Genomic DNA, 20,019 nt, shown 5'->3' with positions numbered 1-20,019 from the left:
CCTAGTTGAATTTAGGGGGGACTTCTGTATTGCATGCCGCCTGGTCGGATGAACTTGTTTCCCGCTCCCTTTCGGATCTCCAGTCCTTGGCGAGAGCAACCAGTTGGGCAGCGCTGTGCAACAACAGCTTCTCCTTGATGCGGGCGCAATGGGATTCGATGGTTTTCACGCTGAGGCCAAGCTTGCTGGCAATTTGCCGCGTGCCCAGCCCGCTGCCGAGCAAGTCAAAAACTTCGATTTCGCGATCCGTGAGTCCCTTGATGTCATGACTGTTGTCTTTCTCATCTTCACAACGGATGGCTTCACGGACCACATGACTTAGAAAGCGCCGACCCAGGTAATAGCGGTTCTTGGCGGTGGTGTGCAAGGCCTCGTTCAAATGGTCAAGTGCGTCATCCTTGCGGAGGTAGCCTTTGGCACCGGCGCGAAGGGCACCAAGTCCATAAATGGCTTCATCGTGCATCGACAGGACAAGAACCGGCATGCTGTTCTGTTCAGACTTCACCATTTTGATCAATTCAATTCCGTTCATCCCTGGCAAACCGATGTCGAGCAAAATCAAATCGGGATGCAGACGGCGAAATGCATCGAGCGCTGTTGGAGCGTCTCCGGCTTCACCACATATTTCCGCATCATCCATGCGATTCACCAATTGACGGATGCCATGACGAAAGACCGGGTGATCATCCACCAACAGAACTCGGATTGGTGTTGCATCAACGTCAGATCTTGTTTTGGAAAGATCGTGCGACATAAAAGGTAATCGTTAAAGGTCGTGTGTCTGAGTGTATGCATGTAACTTTGGCTGTATTTGTATCTGTCGAGCTAAGTGGGCAATGCCCCATGGCTGTTCATTTGTTGACTGCGTTTCATCCATGTTGGTGATAGTTTCCAATTACTCGGGCAGCCTTCTGGCAGCCAGCCGGGGGAACAGGATGGTTTTGATCCAGGAGTAAGGATTAGCCCCCAACGTTGGTTCAGGAATGCTCTCCGGGAGAGGATGGCACAACCTCAACAACCGGTCGTCACGAACACCCGTCGTATGAAACTAAACACCTTGCTCAATCTTTATATTCACGAATTGAAGGACCTCTACAGTGCTGAAAAGCAACTGATCCGGGCCCTACCCAAGATGGTAAAGGCAGCGACCCATGAGGAGTTGAAAGCGGGCTTTGCCCAGCATCTGGAGGAAACCAAGGAACACGCCGCGAGGCTTGAAAAAATCCTGGAAGGTCATGAGGCCTCCACGCGTGGCCCCAAGTGCAAGGCCATGGCAGGGCTGCTTGAAGAGGGCGCGGAGATCATGGAGGAGGAGGGCGATCCTGAAGTGCTCGACGCAGCGCTCATTGTCGCGGCGCAAAAGGTGGAGCACTATGAAATCGCGGGTTATGGATCGGCCCAAACCTTTGCCGAACTGCTCGGTGAAACGAACGATCAGAAAGTGTTGCAACAGACCCTGGATGAGGAAGGCGCGACTGACAAAAAGCTGACGGAACTGGCGATGTCAGCCATCAATGTTGCGGCTTCGGATGCGGCCTAGAGTGCGAAGACATTGACGACGTCCCTTGTGGAATCCGGTGTGACATCCGTCGAGGATTGGGGGGTGAGGACCACGGGGGACGATTGTGCAAAAACGGCAGGGCCGGTGGGGGAGGTTGAAGCGCATTCTATGGAACCTCGCTCGTTGGAAATCTCCTTGTCATGAATAAACGCGGATTCTCGAAATTGCTGGTGGTGGGCGGCGGCCTGGCTGTCGCCGGGACGGTGGGCGTGCCAGCTTTGTTGACCGTGTTGTCTCCATCACTGGAATCCGATGGAGGGGCAAACTGGCAACCGGTGGGAGAGTTGGACAAGTTTCCCCTGGGCGAGGTGGCGAAGGCGTTGGTGCCGGTGCCGCAGGAGGGGTGGGTGAGGTCGCTGCGGCAGAAGGGTTTGTTTGTGCTGCGCGAGTTGGAAAATGAGGTGGTGGTGTATTCCAGAAGCTGCACGGATTTGAGTTGTCCGGTGACGTGGGATGCGGGCAGTGAATGGTTCTTTTGTCCCTGCCACGGCGGGGTGTTTTCGAAGGAGGGCGAACCGAAGGCGGGGCCGCCGAAAGATCCGTTGTATCGTTATGCCACGCGGGTGCGCAGTGGTGTGGTGGAGATCGACCTTAACTCCGTGCCCCCGATGATTTGAGATGAGAGGGCGTGCTGTCATCAAAAAGCTTCGTCGCTGGGCGGTGGACCGGCTGGGGCTGGGGCCGATCCACAAGGCGGTGCTGGATCGCCGGGTGGCGCGTGCGCCGTGGTATTATGGCGATGGGGCGACGCTGACGATGTTGTTGATGGTGCTGGTGGTGACAGGGATGGCGATGACCTTGACTTACTCGCCCACCCCTGATGGTGCTTATCATAGTGTGAAGCATATTACGGAGAAACAGTTACTGGGTGGGTTTATTCGTGGGCTGCATTACTGGTCGGCGGGATTGATGGTGGTGATGTTGTTTTTTCATTTGTTCCGGCAGATATTGGTGGCGGGATACAAGTTTCCCAGGGAAGCGACCTGGATCTTCGGGGCGCTGTTGTTTCATGCGGTGCTGGCGATGAGTTTCACGGGTTATCTGCTGCGTTGGGACGAGCGGGCGATTCATGCGGTGCGGGTGATGCTGCACATGTTCAATCATGTGCCGTGGATTGGGGATGAACTGGTTATTTTTGTGCAGGGTGGTGAGGAGCCGGGAGCGCTGTTGCTGACGCGGGTGTATGCGGTGCATGTGATCATCCTGCCTTTGGTGATTGCGATGATGACGGGGTATCATCTGTATTTGGTGATGGTTCATGGCATCACTTCCGAAGGGGAAAAGAAGCAATCGGTGCATACGGTGGAGGAGCAGCGTGCGCTTTACAAGGCACAGGCGGAATCGGAGGAAAACGGAGAGACTTTTTATCCAGATACGATGGCGAAGTCGGGGGTCATGAGTTATGTAGTGTTTGGTCTGGCGGTGGTGCTGACGTTGACGCTGGGACCGGCCACTTTGTATGATGAGGCCAACCTGGTGGACCAGACTTTCCCGGTCGAAGAGTGGTGGTTCTGGTGGTATAGCGCGTTGATTGCCCTGATGCCGGAGTGGCTGGCTCCGTGGTTTTTGGTGTTTTTTCCCCTGCTGCTGTTGCTGGCGATGCTGGCGCTGCCGTTTGTGGATCGAAGTCCGCATCGGGGCATGCGGCGGAGGCCGTGGGCGGTGGTGTTTGTCATGGGTTGTGTGGTGGCATTGGTCGGGCTTTCGGCGTTGCGATTGAAGTCGCACTGGACGGCCTGGCCGGTGGGCGAGGCACCGCCGGTGCCGGAGGGGGTGGTGTTGTCGGGGTCGGCAGAGGCGGGTCGGCAGTTGTTCGCGCGCTATGGTTGCAGCAGTTGTCACGCGGTGGGTGGGATCGGGGGGCGGCGCATGGCGGTGGATTTGGTGGCGGTGGAGACGCGTCGTTCGCGTCAGGCGTATCGGGCTTACATTCTGCAACCGCCGGAGGGGGTGGCGATGCCGGCTTATCAGGGACGACTAAGTGAAGCGGAGCTGGAGCAGTTGCTCGACTACGTGCATGCAGCGCAATCCTTTCCGAAAGGGGGCAATCGATGAGATCTATCGTGATGGCGACAGTTTTGGCGGTGTTCCTGATGGTTGGATGCCGGGGAACAGGGAATGATTTTCAGTCGGCGTTTCATCCGGCAAGTGTGGAGGCGCGGGAGATGGCGGGATTGGGGTGGATGATGGTGGCGGTCTATGGCTCAGTCTTTTTCGGGACGATGGGACTGGTGGTGCTGGCGTTGGTGAACCGTCGTTCGAATGGAGAGGCACCGGGTGGTTCGGACCGTTTTGTGCTGGTGGCGGGGATGGTGGTGCCGACGGTGATTTTGGTGGGCATGCTGGTGGTTTCGTTGCGGGTGAGTGCGGCGATGCGGGCGCCGGAGACGGCGTTCCGAATTGAGGTGACCGGCAATTTTTGGTGGTGGGAGGTGAGGTATCCGGATCATGGCATTGTCACAGCGAACGAGATTCGCATTCCGGTGGGGGTGCCGGTGCGGCTGGAGTTGAAGTCGCGTGATGTGATCCATAGTTTTTGGGTTCCCAATTTGCATGGCAAGATGGACATGCTGCCCGATCAGATGAACCAGTTTTGGTTGCGGGCTGATCGGGAAGGGGTGTATCGCGGGACCTGTGCGGAGTTTTGCGGAGGGCAGCATGCGCGGATGGGGATTGATGTGGTGGCGTTGTCGGAGGACGGGTTTGAGCAATGGGTTCAGGAGCGAACCCGCACACGTGAGCCTGGGGATGCCCGCGGAAAGGAGCTGTTTTTCAGCACGGGATGCGCGGCCTGTCATGCGGTGGGTGGCACGCAGGCGGTGTCGAATCTGGGGCCGGATCTGACACACATGGCGGATCGATTAAACCTGGCGGCGTCGACCTTGCCAAACACGCGTGAGAATTTGAAGCGGTGGATTGTGGATCCACAGTCGATCAAGCCGCTGAGTTTGATGCCGCCGACGGAGATTGGGCCTGAGGAGTTGGAGGCCTTGTTGGATTATCTGCAAACCCTGAAGTGATGAACGAGAGCCAACAACGTTTCGAAAAAACCTGGAGTCCGCTGCCCGGCTGGCGGGGCTGGTTGATGGAGGTCAACAATCAGTTGTTGGGCAAACGGTTCATGGTGACCGCGATGGTATTTTTTGCGTTGGGCGGTGTGCTGGCCTTGTTGATGCGGATGCAGCTGGCGGTGGGGGATGCGGAGTTGATTGGACCGGCGCGGTTCAATCAGATTTTTACGATGCATGGGTCGACGATGATGTATCTATTTGCGGTGCCGTTTTTGGAGGGGCTGGCGCTGTATCTTCTGCCGTTGATGATAGGATCGCGTGATGCGGCGTTTCCGCGACTGACGGCGTTTAGTTACTGGACTTATCTGTTTGGCGGGGTGTTGTTTTATGCGAGTTTTTTTACGGATACGGTGCCAGATGCGGGGTGGTTTGCTTATACGCCTTTGTCGGGTCCGCAGTATTCGGGAATGGGGGTGGACTTTTGGTTGTTGGGGTTGAGCCTGGTGGAGATTGCCGGATTGACGGCAGGTGCGGATATTGTGGTGACGATCTTGAAGTTTCGTGCGCCGGGGATGACGTTGAGCCGGATGCCGTTGTTTGCGTGGACGCTGCTGGTGACCGGGGTGATGGTGCTGTTTGCGTTCAGTGTGTTGTTGACGGCGACGATCTTGCTGGAGTTGGACCGGTCATTGGGGACAAGGTTTTTTGATCCGGCGGCGGGGGGGAGTTCGCTGCTTTGGCAGCATCTGTTCTGGTTCTTCGGGCATCCGGAGGTGTATATCATGTTTTTGCCTGCGACGGGGGTGGTGTCGATGGTGGTGGGGGCATTTGCACGGCGGCAGGTTGCGGCGTATGCGCTGGTGGTGGTGGCGATTGTGTTGATCGGGTTTGTATCGTTTGGCTTGTGGGTTCATCACATGTTCACGACGGGGTTGCCGGAGCTGGCGATGGGATTTTTCACGGCGGCGAGTTTGATGATCGGGGTGGCGAGTGGGATTCAGATTTTCTCCTGGATCGCGACCTTGTGGGGAACGCGTCCGAAATTTCGCGCGGCGTTCCTGTGGGTGTTGGGATTTTTTGTGGTGTTTGTGATTGGCGGACTGACGGGGGTGATGGTGGCGGTGGTGCCTTTTGACATGCAGGTGCACGACACCTATTTCATCGTGGCGCACATGCACTATGTGTTGATTGGCGGGGTGTTGTTTCCGATTTTTGCGGCGTTGCATTTCTGGCTGCCGAAGATCACTGGAAGGATGTTGTCGGAGGGGCTGGGCAAGTGGAGTTTCTGGCTGACGTTTGGTGGATTTAACGTGACGTTTTTTCCCATGCATGTGATGGGGTTGTTTGGGCTGCCAAGGCGTGTGTATACTTATCCTTCGTCGCTGGGATTGGACGGCATGAACTTGACGGCCAGTGCGGGGGCGATGGTGATGGGCGTGGGTTTTGTGGTGTTTGTGGTCAATGTGTGGCGCAGTGTCAGGAGCGGGGTGGCGGGTGGCAATGATCCTTGGGGCGGTGAGACATTGGAGTGGCTGGTGTCGTCGCCGCCGCCGTTTTACAGTTTCAAAAAGCCGCCGGTGGTGCATGGAAGGTCTCCGATGTGGGACGATCGGGCTATCGAGGATGGACCTTATGCGAAGATGGTGGATGCGATGGATGCGCAGCCCTGTGAGTGGCGGGCCAATCTGAGCACGGATCCGCTGACGGCGGAGCCGCAGGGGGTGCAATATCTGCCGGGGCCGAACATGATGCCGTTCCTGGCGGCGTTGGGGGTGTTGGTGGGGATGATCGGGGTGCTGACGAAGTTATATTTGTTGGCCCCGCTGGGGGTGGTGTTTTTTGTGGGGGCGCTGGCGCGGTGGCTTTATCCATCAAGGGATCGGATTGAGATGGTGGAAGCGGATGAAGTGGGAACGAAGGCCGGGCTTCCGGTGGTGAGTTTGGGGGTGCAGTCGACGGCTTGGTGGGGGATGTTGACGCTGTTGGTGGTGCTTGGGATGATGCTCGGCACGCTGGTGTTCAGTTATTTTTATCTGCGCTTGTTTGCGCCGCAGTGGCCGCCTGAAGGAGTGGCGATGCCGTCGTTTATGCTGTCGGGTCCGGCGTGGATGGGGTTGGGATTGTCGGGGCTGGCGCTGCATCTGGCGTCGCATGCGATCAAGGCCGGGGCCCGGGAAAGATGGCTGATGGTCGGGATGCTGTCAGGGTTGGCGTTTTGTCTATTGTTAACACTCGAGTTGATGCGGCTGGAATTTGGTCCGGCGTCGCATGCTTATGGATCGATCTTTTATGTGATGGGCTGGACGGTGCTGTTGTTTGAATTCACGGCGGTGGTGTTTGCGGCAGTGGTTTGGGTAAGGCTCAGGAAGATGGGGGGCAGCGTTGGACGGGTGGAGATTTTGCATGGGCAGCTTGCTGCCATGCTTGGGCGGTTTTGCGTGGCGGCGGGTGTGGTGGGGTTGGTAACCTTATATCTTGTTCCTCATTGGTTATGAAATCGGGATTTGAAGAGTTCGGAAAAAATGCGGTCCCATCGATTCCGAGATGGAAGGTATGGATCTGTTTATGGGGAGGAGGGATTTTGTGGGTGGTGCAACTGTTGCTGTTGTGGGTGGCTGCGGAGTTTGGTTGCGAGGGAAGTTGGGCGAAGCAGGGGCTTGGGGGAGTGACGGGAGTGGCATGGTTGGTGGTGGTGGCGAGTGTGATATTGATGGCAAAGGTGGTGTGGATCATCCGCCTGAGTGAGCAGATTGAGCGTGGGGGTGGTGATCGGGAAACGATGACTTTTGTGGCGCGCGTTGGGAAGACCGGCAATGGGTTGTTTTTGTTGGTGATGATGGCGCAGATGGTGCCGGTGTGGTTTTTTCTGCGTGATTGTGGAGGGAACGCGGGATGAGAAGAGGTGCGGGCTGGATGATCATCGTGGTCCTCTGGTTTGCAGGGGTGGATGTCGCCTGGGCTCATGGGGCACCGCGGGCACCGTATGAGGGGCCGTGGTGGCTGGCGTGGAATTGGTCGCAGCCGGTGGTGGTGGTGAATTTGAGTGTGCTTTGTATGCTCTACGCGGCGGGGTTGTGTAGGTTATGGCAAAGGTCGGGTGTTGGGCGTTCGGTATCGAAGAAACAGGCAGGGTCGTTTGCGATGGGGATGCTGGTTTTGTGGATGGCGCTGATTTCGCCGATTGATGTGTATAGTGATGAGCTGGCGTGGATGCACATGATCCAGCATATGTTGCTGCTGGGGGTGGTGGCTCCGTTGTTGGTGATGGGGTCGCCGTTTTTTGTAGCGATGTGGGCATTGCCACTGGCGTGGCGGCGCAGGTATGGTGACTGGCAACGGTGGGTGCAGTTGTGGAAGCCGGCGCGTTATCTGTTGTGGCAGCCGTTGATGTTATGGTGCCTGTTTGGGTTGACGATGTGGGTGTGGCACCTGCCGCCCTTGTATGAGGCGACCTTGTATGATGATCTGTTTCACGACTTCCAGCATTTTACGTTTGTGCTGGTGGGATGTTTGTTTTGGCGGGTGCTGCTGGATCCGGTAAGTCGTCTGAGGTTGGGACGGGGGATGGCGGTGTTGTATTTGTTTCTAACTTCCCTGCACGCGACGTTGCTGGGGGTGTTTATGACCTTGGCTCCGAAGGTGTGGTATCCGTTTTATGAGAGTCGTGCGCCGCGTTGGAAGTTATCGGCGTTGGAGGACCAGCAGATTGCGGGCCTGATCATGTGGATGCCGGCCTGCATGGTGTATGCGGGGGTGGCGGCGGTGTTGTTGTGGATGGGATTGCGTGAGGACGAGGACAAAAAGGGTCAGCGAGGGACTGCGCCGTTGGACAGGAACTGTTCGGCGGGTGAGTGAACGGTGATGATGATCGACTTCGAGGTGGGGGTGTTGCTCTCGTCGGCGGTGCTGTCGAGGGGGACGAGCACATTGGTTTCGGGATAGTAGGCGGCGGCGCAGCCTTTGGGGATGGGATAGGGGGCGACCATGAATTTTTCGGCGTGACGTTGCTCGCCTTTGAAATGGCTGGTGATGTCGACCATCTGGCCTTGCACAAGGTTGAGGTCGTGCAAGTCATCCTCGTTCATGAAAATCACACGACGTCCGTTGAAGATGCCGCGGTAACGGTCGTCGTTTCGGTAGATGGTGGTATTAAACTGGTCGTGGCTGCGAATGGTGGTGAGCAGCAGGTGGCCGGGAGGAACATCGCAACGGGTCAGCGGATGGGCTTTGAAGACCGCCTTGCCCGAGGGGGTTTCGAAACGTCGTTCATCGCGCGGGGGATTGGGAAGGTAGAACGTTCCTTCACGAATGCGGGCATTGAAGGAGGGGAAGCCGGGGATGGTGGCTTCGATCTTGTCGCGAATGAGGTCGTAATCGGCGACGTAGGCATCCCAGTCGATGGGAGTGCTGACACCCAGGGTGGCCTTGGCAAGACCGGCGACGATGGCGGATTCGCTCAGCAGATGGGGGGAGGCGGGTTCGATGACGCCGCGGGTGGGATTGACGACGCCCATGGTGTCTTCATTGGTTTGGAACTGTTCGCCGCCGGCCTGGCGGTCGATTTCGGTGCGACCAAGACAGGGAAGGATAAGTGCGGTTTGGCCGGTGATAAGGTGGGAGCGGTTGAGCTTGATGGAAACGTGGGCGGTGAGGCGGCAGTTTTGCAGCGCGGCGGCGGTGTATTCGGTATCTGAAGGCGAGGAGAGGAAGTTGCCTCCCATGGCAAAGAAGAACTTGGCGCTGCCGTCGTGCATCGCTTTGACGGCGGCAACGGTATCGTAACCGTCCTCGCGTGGGGGATCGATGTTGAACTCGGTGGCGAGTTTGTCGAGGAAGTCGCCGTCGGCCTTGTCCCAGATGCCCATGGTGCGGTCGCCCTGGACGTTGGAGTGGCCGCGCACCGGGCAGGGGCCGGCACCGGGGCGGCCGATGTTGCCGCGCAGGAAGAGAAAGTTGATGATGTCTTGAATGGTGGCAACGGCGTTTTTATGCTGGGTAAGTCCCATGCACCAGCACACCACGGTGCTGCGGGCCTGCATGGCAATGGCGGAGGCTTCCCGGATCTGCTGACGGCTGAGGCCGGAGCTGTGCAGGATGTCGTCCCATGAGGTCGCACGCAGGACTTCGATGAGTTCCTCATAACCCTCAGTGTGCAGGCGGATGAAATCGTGATCGAACACGGAGCCGGGGTGGGCATCCTCGTGTTCGAGCATGTCCTTCATCAATCCCTTGAGGAAGGCCATGTCGCCATTGATGCGGACAGGCAGCCACATGTCGGAGAGTTCCGTGCCGCGGCCAAAGAGGAAACGCGGGATGCGGGTGGGGTGCAGGAGATCCTGCGGGTTTTTGAAGCGGAAGGCACCGGTTTCTGGCAGCGGATTGACGAACACCAGCTTGCCGCCGGCTTCCTTCATTTTTTGCAACGCGGTCATCATGCGCGGATGGTTGGTGCCGGGATTCTGGCCGAGGATGAAGATGGCGTCGGCGGTTTCTACATCCTGAAGTTTGACACACGCCTTGCCGATCCCAAGCATTGGTGGCATGGCAACACTTGTCGATTCATGACACATGTTGGAGCAGTCGGGCAGGTTGTTGGTGCCAAAGGCGCGGGCAAAGAGCTGGTAGAGAAAGGCGGTCTCATTGCTGGTGCGACCGGAGGTGTAGAAGATGGCCTGGTGGGGGGAGTCGAGGGCCTTGAGTTCAGTTGCCATCAGCTGAAACACTTCATTCCATGTGACGGGTTCGTAATGGGTGGAGCCCGGGCGGCGAACGAGAGGTTCGGTCAATCGACCTTGTTCGCCCAGCCAGTGATCGGATCGAGCGGCCAGGTCGGCAATGGAGTGTTCGCGGAAAAATTTGGGGGTGAGGCGTCGGGTATCGGCTTCATAGCTGACGGCTTTGAAGCCGTTCTCGCAGAACTCGGCGATGCTGCGATCATCGTCGGGATTGGGCCACGCGCAGCTTTGACAATTAAAGCCTTTCACCTGATTGAGGTTGGGAAAGGTCATCAGGGTGTTTTTTGTGCCTGCCATGCCGACTCCGAAGCGGATGGAGTCTTCGATGGCTTTGTAACCGGCAGCGGTTTTTTTGCGTCGCGTCTGTCGCACACCGGGCTCTTCCACGGGTGGCTGGGCTCCGGGAACGCGCGTAAAAGTGACGGGATGTCCGGTGGAGCTGGAACTTGGACTCGGCGGGTGGGCGCTCATGATGCTGGGTGGGCAAGGGGTTCAAAATTTCTCGCGGTGGCCCTGCGAGAGTATGAAGTGGGCCTAATAGGTTCGAGGTGAGCAGACTCACTGCGCGTATGAATGAATGGGCCGGTGGACCGGACGCATCCATTGTGGGCACCCCATATGAATTGCCTGCTTGCAACGTTAAGTTCGATACCTTGAATGGGACACGTTCGTTTAGACGCCAAGCCGCCTAATTTGAAGGCTCGCTCCTCCAGCACCAAGAACGGAAAAACGGTGACCCTGCCGTCATTTCGCTGCACCCCTGATCTGATGGCTGCACTTCAGCAATTACCTGAAGACTATGGCATGCCCACTACCGGCACAGTGTTCAAAAAACTTCCCCAAAAATAACCGTCTCTCCAGAATGGTGCGCGATGCAGGGTTCGAACCTGAACAAATTTGTTGAATCCCAACGATTTACATCAGCATCCTCACCAGCATCCTCACGGAATCCGTCTGATGCTGAATTGGCCGAAATTAATGCTGCCTGGGAATGGCTCAACCCCCATTGGAAAACCGCAATTTTAATGCTGGTTCGCAGCGTTCACAAATATGGATTTCAAATCTTCGTTTGAAGCCGCGCTGACAGGGATTCAAATGGGGGCATAGCCATCATGCACTCGTAATCAACGATATACATTCTTGTGATGCCCTCGTTTCAACCCGCGTGCATACGGTTGAAATGAGGGCATCGCCATAATGCACCCATTGTCAGCATGTTTGCGATGCGGCGCGCAAAGCAACCATTGAATCATCTAGCTTAAATTCTAGGAGCATTGACCAGCAGAGGCTTTGCAGGAGGTAAAAAAAGTCCCAAGTGTTCTAAAATGCTAGACCATCCAAAGAAGACAAAAGATCCGGCCATAGCGTGGCATATGAATGCATTGCTCTTGTAGTTCGCCGCTATACCTGAATGGCAGATGGGAAAACCACGCTTGGGGATCTACAACTTCCATTGTGTCGCCTACAACACGTCCATTCGCAATCTCCCATGCCAGGGAGCCTGGCTCGATACGCTGTCCGTTGTTGAGCCATACCCGCCTGCCACTCTCTTTCCGCCATGACCATTCCACCCGTCCATTGCGCACACTCGCTGCAATGCAATCGAACTTCGTATCGCGCAAAAATCGAAGGCAAGCAGCCGTCAAGGACGTCCGGAACACCTCCGACCATTCACTGATACGCTTTAGATCAGGTTCAGCTTTTTCCGTCAATAATCGAAAGAATACCGATGGCATTAGAAGTTCCGATGCGAAGTAATTCGCTTCGCGTTCAAGCGGACTTCCGTAGTAGTCCCTGAAGTTTTCATTCGTGCAGAGAAACATTTGCGACTCCGTGCGGTGCATCTGCCAATGGCCTAGTTCGTGTGCAATCGCAAACCGTCTCGCACCCTCAGTGGACAAGTTCGCGTTCAGCCTCAATAGACCGTCATCACCATCACGAACCAGCCTCGCTGCTGCACCCTTGATTCCGTAAGGAACTACCAGCACATTCAGCGCCATGGCCAGATCTTCCATTTCAAGTGCGCCCGGCATCTTGCCGCCATAGCGCTTGTTCAACTTGAATGCATGGCCTTGCGCCGATATGAGATTTGGTTCACGCATTACCGCTCTGGTCCCTTTCTTCGGTCCGCTTCTTTAAAAGCACGATGTCTTCGTATAGTGACTCTAGATCAGCATCAGGTAGCGATTCGAATTTACTCCAGTAAGCCGTTTGCACAGAGGGGTTTAGCGTTGCAAGCAAACTGCCAATGCTTTGCCTAATCCCTTCCCGTGCCGGTGTAACCGCCTCCACTTCTCGCAGTCGCGCTTTTCTCTCCTCTTTTGCAACTCTCAATTCAGCGGAAGCAATTTCTTCGTCTATTAAGTCTTGAACTGCTAGGAAAGATTTTTTTGAATCAATTGAGCGCTTCCTTAAAAACGCATCGATCTCAGCTGCGGACAGCTTCTCAACATCGGGTAATGGCCCGGTGAAGAACTCGCTTAAATCGCGCAATACATCTGACGCTGTTCTCTTTGAGTTGTTGTCAACCATGGGACACCTCCTTGTTATTTTTGGTGCGAATTTCTGCAAACTTCTTCACACGGGTGTGTAGACGCTTCTTGATCGCATCTATCTGATTCTCAAGCAGCCCCATGTTGGCTGCTTGATGGGCACGCTTTGTGATTCCGTCGTAGACTAATTCAAACATTTTCTGAACTGGTGGGTCATCGGATAAACTGTCGCAAAATTCGAAAATTACTTCTTCTCTCTCCTGCTCTATCTGAATCGTATCGGGTGCCAAAGCTGCCGCTGGAAATTTTTCCAGTGGCGATCGGCTTCCAGACTCATCGTCAGCTCCACCAAGGCTTCTTTCTCGAACAAGGATGCGATTCTCACTCTTCAGGGAGGCATGACCTATATCGCTTTCCACAACTCCCATTAGGAACTTCTCAAGCCGGACCTCATCAGGATTCCACTTCCGAACCCCATGGAGGGTTTTGCGGACAGCATCTTGGAGGAAATCTTCCGCCTCGAAACCTCGGAGCGGAGGCCCGCCCAAGATTCCATGCCAGCTGTGGCGGGCGACAAGGGCATCCGCGTAGACCAGCAGCCTGTCCCACAGAAACTGGGTCAGTTCGTCCTTCAATTTTTGGGCTATGTCCGGGTGGGGTATGTTCATGGCTGCTGCAACGACGTCTCTCCCTCTTATCATTATTATGCCGCATAATTCAGGTCTTTTGCCGTCCTGACCAAAAGAATTTCAGATTGTTTGGCAAATTGTTCGCCGGATTCGGCAAGGGAGGGAAAGGCAAACACCCCTCAAACCCGAAAAAACAATGAATACACTAAACGACAATACCCCTTCCCAATCTGGTACTGACAATCCCTCTGCAAAATGGGCGTCTGTTGTGAGCGACCGCCTCATCCTGATGCCTCGTCGTCGCGTTTCCGCTCTCCTCGTAAGCGAACAGGCTGGCCTCAAGCTTGGCTCTGTTCTCATCCGTGACCGGGTTTCCGGTGATGATGAAGTTCTCGAACATGACGTTGAGGTGGATTTGGCTGACGGCAACGTCTTCCGCGTCGCCTCCAGCTGCGACTGTGCCTCCAAGCCGAATCCGAAGCTCGGAGAGCCCAAACTAGCCTTCGTTGTTGACGACCGCTTCAAGGAAGTAACCAATCCGTCCCAGACTGAGAACGGTCTTCGCCGTCTGTTTGGCCTCGATCCCCGTGTGGAGTTGCTGCGTGACATGGAATCTCCCAACGATACGCCCATTGATGAGAATGAAACCGTGCGCTTCAAGGAAGGCCCCGTTTTCGTCTCCTGCGTCGAAATCGAGAAGCACTGCAAGGGTACCGAAGGACCGCCGGATGCCCGGCGCTATATCATCCGTGTTCGCGACAAGCGCGTGGTGGTTCCTAAACCCAATCCAACAGGCCGGGAAATCCTCAAGCTGGCTGGATTCGATCCCGCCAAAATCTTACTCAATCAGCGCATTGGCAAGCGGACTGTTCCCGTGGCTCTGGACGCTACTGTTGATCTCACTGCCTGCGGCATCGAGCGCTTCACCACGCTTCCCAACGAGCAAGGTGAAGGCCGCCCTACCCAAGATTTCTCTCTTCCAGAAGATGATGTCGAGCAGCTGAACGCACAGAACCTCTCCTGGCAGGCAATCACCGACAAGGGCACCAACTGGCTCATTATCAACAACGTGCCCTTGCCTGATGTTTTCCACGGTGAGCCTACCGACGTGGCCATTCGAATTCTTCCAGGCTATCCTGCTACCGCGCTGGATATGGCCTACTTCCATCCTCCTGTCCGCCGGAAGGACGGGCGCCCCATTAACTGCACGGAGGGCACCGCTGGCATCAGGGCTAAATCCTGGCAGCAATGGTCCCGTCACTACAGCAGCGCTAACCCCTGGAAGCCCGGCGAGTTCAACGTGCTGACCCACTATCTCCTCAGCCTCGCATGGCTTGAACGTGAAGCCGCCAAGGCCTAATCCCATGAAGAGACTTCTTAGACTTACGGCTAACCAGCATGAAACGCTACGCCGACATCTCTTTCCGGGTGACGGAAAGGAAGCGGTTGCTCTCGCCAGGTGCGGAAGGCGGAGCGGCGAGTCAGAGCACGTCCTGATGGCACATGAAGTTTTTCTCGTGCCGCACTCCGATTGCCGTGTCCGCGAACCGGACTGCGTTTACTGGCCGCCCGCTGTAGGCCATGAACTCTATGATAGAGCTGCCGCCAAATCGATGGGAATCTTGAAGATCCACAGCCACCCTGCAGGCTTCGACCGCTTCTCCCATCTCGACGACCAATCAGACAAGGAGTTGTTTCAGTCGCTCCACAGCTGGACCGACGACGGGCTTCCGCATGCCAGCGCTGTCATGCTCCCCGATGGCAAGATGTTTGGCCGCTTCGTGGGACCTTCTGGCGAGTTCCATCTAATAGACCGCATCTCAGTCATTGGCGATCACATCCGCCTTTTTGACCGCGAGCAAAATCGCGCCATCGATGATGCACAGCTTCGCACTGCCCAAGCTTTCGGTGATCAGACCACCCTTCTCCTGAAACGGCTTCGCGTGGCCGTCGTCGGTTGCTCGGGCACCGGAAGCTGGGTCATCGAGCAGTTAGTTCGGCTTGGCGTCGGCCAGCTCGTAATTGTGGATCCCGATGTGGTGGAGAGGAAAAACCTAAATAGAATAGTTAACTCCAACCTCAGCCAGGCTGAGCGTAAAGCATCGAAAGTCGCAGCACTCGCCGCCGCTCTCCGCGCCCACGGCACCGGCACTGAAATTACTCCCTTAGAAGGCCTGCTCTTCGATGAGGGAATTGCCAAGGCGGTTGCTGGCTGTGATGTCGTGTTTGGCTGCATGGACAAGTTCGAAGGCCGCGACCGTTTGAACCGCCTGGCCGTTTTCTATCTGCTCGCCTATATCGACCTTGGAGTCAGGCTAGATGCCGATGGCAAGGGTGGTATCGACAATGTCTGCGGGGCGGTTCACTACCTCCTGCCGGATGGCTCAAGCCTTCTCTCTCGCGGTTGTTATTCTTCGGAAACACTACGTGTCGAGGCACTCTTGCGGACCGACCCTGCGCAATACAAGGCTGAACTGGATGAAGGCTATATTAAGGGCGCGAAAGTTGACAGCCCAGCAGTAATCTCAGTGAATGGGTTTTGTGCCTCTATGGCTGTAAATGAATTGTTAGCGCGGCTCCATCCTTACCGCGAAAACCGGCTTGAAGACGAAAGGTTCCACTCCTTCGACCTCAGGAATTGCGACTGGACGCAACGCGAAGAAGGCGCTGCTTGTAAACTCCTGGCCAAGAAAGCTGGCCGGGGTGATATGACACCTTTCCTCGATTGTATTACCGATGTTTAAGAAAGTTTGGCAGTGGATTCTCTCCAAATGGTACCGGTTCTTTCCGAAGAAACCGGAAGGCTTTGTTATCGAACGATGCATTGACGAACCCCAATCATTGAAAACAGATATCCTCTACCTGATTGGTGAGGCTGCCGACGAATGGGCAGCAGCTTTCATTTGTCCCTGCGGCTGCGGGGAATTGATTATGCTGAACCTCCTCCGTCAATCTGGACGACCAATTTGGACCGTAAGTGCCGGTAAAGATGGAATTGCAACACTCCATCCCTCGGTATGGAGGAACGTCGGCTGCAAAAGTCATTTCATCATGCGTGACGGTGTAATCATCTGGTGCGGGACTGGCCATCCGCCGCTTCACGATGTAACATCCTGACATCAGGCCCTTTTTCATGCGCAAATCCGCTGGAGCGAGATTGGAAGTCAGGTAGCTACTCGTCGGCTGGTAAATTTGCTATTCCGCACCGCTGCCACGATCATTCGGAACCGGGGGGCGGAAGCTTCAAGGCATTAGGTCTCAAAGCTCCACGGTGTTTATGCAGCGAAGGCCCTGAGATCAGGCAGGGTTTGCCCATTTGCTTAGCAACCTCCACCGTTCGCCTCAACCCGCTGGTGTGCGGCATCAATCGAGGGAGTTCCAGCACATACGGAATGATTGCGTCGCCCGAATCTCAACTTGTATGGATATTTTTTCATTCGAGGCAAGTGCTAGCATTTCAGACTACCCTGAGTATACATGCTCGATGGCGGAGTGCAGGCGCTGGGTGTTGTAGTATTCGATGAAGTCGCCCGTGATGCGCTTGGCATCCTGTAAGTCCAGAGGCGTCTTCGGATGGATGGCTTGGGTTTTGAGCGTCTTATGAAAGCGTTCGAGTTTGCCATTAGATTGGGGGTAGTAGGGGCTGGTCATCACATGGCTGGCCTGCCATTGGTTGATGAAGGTTTTGAACTCTCGGCTTTTGAACTGGGAGCCTTGATCGCTGATGACGCGGGGCCGGGCTTGAGGGTGGGCTTCGCGGGCTTTTTGCAGGACGATCTCTCCATCGATCTCGCGCATGGTAGGGCGGATGTCCCAGGCCACGATATGGCGTGAGCAGCCATCGAGTACGGCGCACAGGAAGTAGAAGGCGCCGCCGATGTTGAGGTAACTGAAGTCCACATGCCAGTGCTCATGGGGGGCTAGAGGCTGGACAAAGCCGGTGCCTTTCTTGGATGGACGGCCACCGGTGGGACCGATGAGACCTGCGCTCTTGAGCACGCGGTAGGTGGTGGCGGGCGCTACGGCAGCCACGTTGGCGTCGAGCATCATGAAGGTGAGGGCGCGGTAGCCTTCCAAAGGGTGGGCTTGGGCGTAGCTGATGATGGCCTGCTTCTCAGAGGCTTCCAGCCAATGATCTCGCGGCACCAGGGCGTTGTGTTCATTGGCCTTGCCGTAGCGCTCGCGCCAGCGGGCGAACTTGCGCGGGCAGAGTTCGCACCAGCGCAGCAGGTTGCCCATGGGAAGGAGGGTGAGGGCGTTCATGCGTTTGAGGAAGTTGACGACGGCATCGCGCTGATCTGGGGGAGTCCAGGAGTCTTTCAACCCTCCCCAAGCTCTTTTTTTGTGCGCACCAGCTCTTCAGTCACCAACGCAATGACTTCGTCCTTCCTTTTGAGGCGTGCCTCGAGCCGCTCAATCTTTTGGGCTTCTGCATCCACCGGTCGACGTTTGGAAGATTGCTCGAAAGCCGCCGCTCCATTCTCAAAGAAAGTCTTCTGCCACTGGTAGAAGAGGGTGGGGTGAAGTTGGTGTTGCTCGCAGATCGACGAGATGGACTGGTCTTCAACAAGGTGAAGGCGCAGCAGTCGGACCTTTTCCTGGGGAGAAAAGTGGCGGCGGTTGCGGAGACTGTCGGTATTTTGGTCGTTGGATTTCATGGCAGGTCAGGTAGCCCCGCCATAGTTTAGCTCATCCTGTCAATTGGGACATTCCGACTGAGGCGGAATAGAAGGCCGCGATCATCCTCGGCACCAAACCCCAGCCCAACTCCGAACCATAATCCCAAGAACTTTAGTGCTCCCTTGCTCTTCTTGGGGAATTTGAACTGCCTTGCACTCAATCCCGTATTCACGGCGGGCAGATTCATCGTTATGCCATTTGATCACTGTCGTGACCGTTGTAGTAATGAAGGTGCAGCCCGACCGTCTTGGCCTGGCGGGCACTGCCACTTCCACAAGTCATTCAACTTCATCATGCGCGCTAATCCTGTGCACTATCTCTCCTACGTCAATCTCCAAGTCAGTGCGGGGATTTCTCACCAGAGAAGCAATCTTATCGCCATGATCAAGGAGGCGGCCGTCAACCAGCGGACCTTGATCGCCCCTGAATTTTGTCTAGCAGGGAAGCATAACCTGGGGCGGACCATTGGCACCCAACTGGACGAGTATTTCGATTTTGAACGCGTGAACGTGGACGGACAGCCACTCACGGTGCTGACCCAATGCCCAGAGAAAATCGGTCATAGCTTGGCGACCGTGAATCCAGACGAATCCCTCATGGGTCGATCCGAGCGTTGGTTGATCAAAGACTTAGGCGGTATTTCCTTGCTAAGGCACACGTTGCAAAACCTCTACCCGGGCTTTGCAGACCTTGCCGTGCGTCTTCCCACTCGCAATTCTCTGCTCGCTATAGCCAATCAACTGTCTTCCCAGATTCCGCCAGGCGCTGCATGGGTTCATGCACGGCGAAGTGATCGACTTCAGGAAACCCAACATGCCACTCACCCAGAGCACATACATCGAATCCTCCAAAAAATTTGTCCGAAGATCAAGACCGTGTATATAGCAACGGACGAGCGCGACGCCGATTTTTTTTCCCCATTGCGGAGGCACTATCACCTGCTCACCAAAGCTAATTTTCCATCTTTCGAGGCTTTGGGTTCCACAGACAACTACAAACTTTTTCTTGTTGAGCGTGAATTTGCCAAATTCTTTACTTGGCGTATTTCTACTTTCAGAACATGTAATATAAATTACCATGGATTTCTATGCGGTAGGGCAGGAGCACAATGATGGTCCGCTCAGACTCTTGAAATTACTTCTACATGAGGCTACTACGTCACCAAAATCCACGTTCCTGGGCCGTCTAAATAGAAGAAATTGGGATCAGACTTAAATGGCACTAACGTAACGTCTTGCGTTTGGCCCTGGGGCGATATTTTGGTGGAGTGGGAACCTTGCGCATTTCCGCTCTTGGACTGGTGAGAAGTGAGTAGTAAAACCGTCGACGTTTGACCAGCCTGGGTTCGTAGCGTCCAGATCCTGGTAGGACCACATAGTGGGCGATGTCTTCGAGCATATGGGCGTGTCACTTGGTAACGACCTTGCTACTTGGATTGCCCCACAATGGACTGTGCCAGTGATGCAGCCGATCAAGCGTGCCTATGAAGGAGAGGCGACCTTCCTGCCCGACGGGACGCCGCTTTTCCGCCTGCACCAATAGCTCTCGAATAAGATTGTAGGCGATCATGTGCATGAGCAACTCGCGCGTGACCATCGCGGGGCTTTTGCAGCGCAGCATGTCCATGCGTTGCGAGGTCTTGATGTCGTCCAAAAACAGCTCGACATCCCAACGGCGCAGATAAAAAAGAATCGGCGCAGCGGCTTCCTTGGCGGCTCTGCAGCTTCACCTTCAAAGACAAGCAACGCTTGTTTTCGCGAAGCAAAACCAACACCAAACGACACGCGGCGGGCGAGCAGCAGTCAAGGAGGGCACCCGTCAAAAGTTTGGGAGGGGTTGGTGTTGATGGCTCGCAGGACTCCGTCGCCCAAACTTTTTACGGGGATGATGCCTTGACGGCAGCGCAGCAGC

The 20,019-nt window shown here is 55.7% G+C and carries 20 protein-coding genes; 12 read left to right on the top strand and 8 right to left on the bottom strand.

The window, feature by feature from the left end; translation table 11 throughout:
• Position 1 precedes the first annotated feature (1 nt).
• The gene (locus tag FEM03_RS07525) at positions 2-691 is read right to left on the bottom strand and encodes a response regulator transcription factor (RefSeq protein WP_166442708.1); all 690 of its coding nucleotides are present in this window, start codon (positions 689-691) and stop codon (positions 2-4) included.
• 351 nt (positions 692-1,042) lie between these two features.
• Between FEM03_RS07525 and FEM03_RS07520 the strand changes: the two genes are divergently transcribed.
• The 7 genes from FEM03_RS07520 to FEM03_RS07490 all read left to right on the top strand — a co-directional run bounded on the left by FEM03_RS07520 (position 1,043) and on the right by FEM03_RS07490 (position 8,427).
• Entirely contained in the window at positions 1,043-1,540 is a 498-nt protein-coding gene (locus tag FEM03_RS07520; protein WP_138085586.1) for a YciE/YciF ferroxidase family protein, read from the top strand.
• Between the two features lie 161 nt (positions 1,541-1,701).
• Positions 1,702-2,178: a QcrA and Rieske domain-containing protein gene (locus FEM03_RS07515; protein WP_138085585.1), complete on the top strand. Its 477-nt coding sequence runs from the start codon at positions 1,702-1,704 to the stop codon at positions 2,176-2,178.
• 1 nt (position 2,179) lies between these two features.
• Positions 2,180-3,616, top strand: coding sequence for a menaquinol-cytochrome c reductase cytochrome b/c subunit (locus FEM03_RS07510; protein ID WP_138085584.1), 1,437 nt, complete (start codon positions 2,180-2,182; stop codon positions 3,614-3,616).
• A gap of 11 nt (positions 3,617-3,627) precedes the next feature.
• Complete coding sequence (gene coxB, locus FEM03_RS07505; RefSeq protein WP_166442707.1) at positions 3,628-4,581, top strand: cytochrome c oxidase subunit II; 954 nt, start codon at positions 3,628-3,630, stop codon at positions 4,579-4,581.
• Entirely contained in the window at positions 4,581-7,067 is a 2,487-nt protein-coding gene (ctaD, locus tag FEM03_RS07500; protein ID WP_138085582.1) for a cytochrome c oxidase subunit I, read from the top strand. Before coxB ends, ctaD begins: the two co-directional genes overlap by 1 nt.
• 95 nt (positions 7,068-7,162) lie before the next feature.
• Positions 7,163-7,468 carry a hypothetical protein gene (locus FEM03_RS07495; protein ID WP_138085581.1) on the top strand — a complete coding sequence of 102 codons (306 nt, stop codon included), beginning with the start codon at positions 7,163-7,165 and terminating at the stop codon, positions 7,466-7,468.
• Positions 7,465-8,427 (top strand): cytochrome c oxidase assembly protein, encoded by a 963-nt coding sequence (locus FEM03_RS07490; protein ID WP_138085580.1) that lies wholly within the window; start codon positions 7,465-7,467, stop codon positions 8,425-8,427. Before FEM03_RS07495 ends, FEM03_RS07490 begins: the two co-directional genes overlap by 4 nt.
• Here FEM03_RS07490 and FEM03_RS07485 read toward each other — a convergent pair.
• Positions 8,379-10,778, bottom strand: coding sequence for an FdhF/YdeP family oxidoreductase (locus FEM03_RS07485; protein WP_138085579.1), 2,400 nt, complete (start codon positions 10,776-10,778; stop codon positions 8,379-8,381). The genes FEM03_RS07490 and FEM03_RS07485 overlap by 49 nt on opposite strands.
• Positions 10,779-10,964: 186 nt before the next feature.
• On the opposite strand from FEM03_RS07485, the gene FEM03_RS07480 reads away from it, so the two are divergent.
• Positions 10,965-11,156, top strand: a complete 192-nt coding sequence (locus FEM03_RS07480; protein ID WP_138085578.1) for a hypothetical protein — start codon at positions 10,965-10,967, stop codon at positions 11,154-11,156.
• A 479-nt stretch (positions 11,157-11,635) separates the two neighbouring features.
• Here FEM03_RS07480 and FEM03_RS07475 read toward each other — a convergent pair whose 3' ends face one another.
• Genes FEM03_RS07475 through FEM03_RS07465 form a run of 3 tightly spaced genes read right to left on the bottom strand, consistent with a single transcriptional unit; the run spans position 11,636 to position 13,467 of the window.
• Positions 11,636-12,409 carry an ImmA/IrrE family metallo-endopeptidase gene (locus FEM03_RS07475; protein ID WP_138085577.1) on the bottom strand — a complete coding sequence of 258 codons (774 nt, stop codon included), beginning with the start codon at positions 12,407-12,409 and terminating at the stop codon, positions 11,636-11,638.
• Positions 12,402-12,839, bottom strand: a complete 438-nt coding sequence (locus FEM03_RS07470; protein WP_138085576.1) for a hypothetical protein — start codon at positions 12,837-12,839, stop codon at positions 12,402-12,404. Before FEM03_RS07470 ends, FEM03_RS07475 begins: the two co-directional genes overlap by 8 nt.
• Positions 12,832-13,467 (bottom strand): hypothetical protein, encoded by a 636-nt coding sequence (locus FEM03_RS07465; protein WP_138085575.1) that lies wholly within the window; start codon positions 13,465-13,467, stop codon positions 12,832-12,834. The genes FEM03_RS07470 and FEM03_RS07465 overlap by 8 nt, the downstream gene beginning before the upstream one ends.
• Positions 13,468-13,624: 157 nt before the next feature.
• Here FEM03_RS07465 and FEM03_RS07460 point away from each other — a divergent pair, with 157 nt between their 5' ends.
• The 3 genes from FEM03_RS07460 (at position 13,625) to FEM03_RS07450 (ending at position 16,545) form a co-directional block, all read left to right on the top strand.
• Positions 13,625-14,788, top strand: a complete 1,164-nt coding sequence (locus tag FEM03_RS07460; protein ID WP_138085574.1) for a multiubiquitin domain-containing protein — start codon at positions 13,625-13,627, stop codon at positions 14,786-14,788.
• 136 nt (positions 14,789-14,924) lie between these two features.
• The gene (locus tag FEM03_RS07455; protein WP_206170915.1) at positions 14,925-16,172 is read left to right on the top strand and encodes a HesA/MoeB/ThiF family protein; all 1,248 of its coding nucleotides are present in this window, start codon (positions 14,925-14,927) and stop codon (positions 16,170-16,172) included.
• Entirely contained in the window at positions 16,165-16,545 is a 381-nt protein-coding gene (locus tag FEM03_RS07450; RefSeq protein ID WP_138085572.1) for a ubiquitination-like system serine protease family protein, read from the top strand. The genes FEM03_RS07455 and FEM03_RS07450 overlap by 8 nt, the downstream gene beginning before the upstream one ends.
• A 345-nt stretch (positions 16,546-16,890) precedes the next feature.
• Here FEM03_RS07450 and FEM03_RS07445 read toward each other — a convergent pair whose 3' ends face one another.
• The gene (locus FEM03_RS07445) at positions 16,891-17,751 is read right to left on the bottom strand and encodes a DDE-type integrase/transposase/recombinase (RefSeq protein WP_138085571.1); all 861 of its coding nucleotides are present in this window, start codon (positions 17,749-17,751) and stop codon (positions 16,891-16,893) included.
• On the bottom strand, positions 17,748-18,086 hold the full coding sequence (locus FEM03_RS07440; RefSeq protein ID WP_138085570.1) for a transposase: 339 nt from the start codon (positions 18,084-18,086) through the stop codon (positions 17,748-17,750). The genes FEM03_RS07445 and FEM03_RS07440 overlap by 4 nt, the downstream gene beginning before the upstream one ends.
• Positions 18,087-18,401: 315 nt before the next feature.
• Between FEM03_RS07440 and FEM03_RS07435 the strand changes: the two genes are divergently transcribed.
• Complete coding sequence (locus tag FEM03_RS07435) at positions 18,402-19,220, top strand: O-fucosyltransferase family protein (protein ID WP_138085569.1); 819 nt, start codon at positions 18,402-18,404, stop codon at positions 19,218-19,220.
• A 295-nt stretch (positions 19,221-19,515) separates the two neighbouring features.
• On the opposite strand, the gene FEM03_RS07430 is transcribed toward FEM03_RS07435, so the two are convergent.
• Complete coding sequence (locus FEM03_RS07430; protein ID WP_276609650.1) at positions 19,516-19,788, bottom strand: transposase; 273 nt, start codon at positions 19,786-19,788, stop codon at positions 19,516-19,518.
• Between the last annotated feature and the right edge of the window lie 231 nt (positions 19,789-20,019).

The sequence above is a fragment of the Phragmitibacter flavus genome (genome assembly GCF_005780165.1).
Lineage (GTDB): Bacteria > Verrucomicrobiota > Verrucomicrobiia > Verrucomicrobiales > Verrucomicrobiaceae > Phragmitibacter > Phragmitibacter flavus.
Note: the sequence above shows the minus strand (reverse complement) of the source record. Positions and strands in the feature narration are given on the sequence as shown.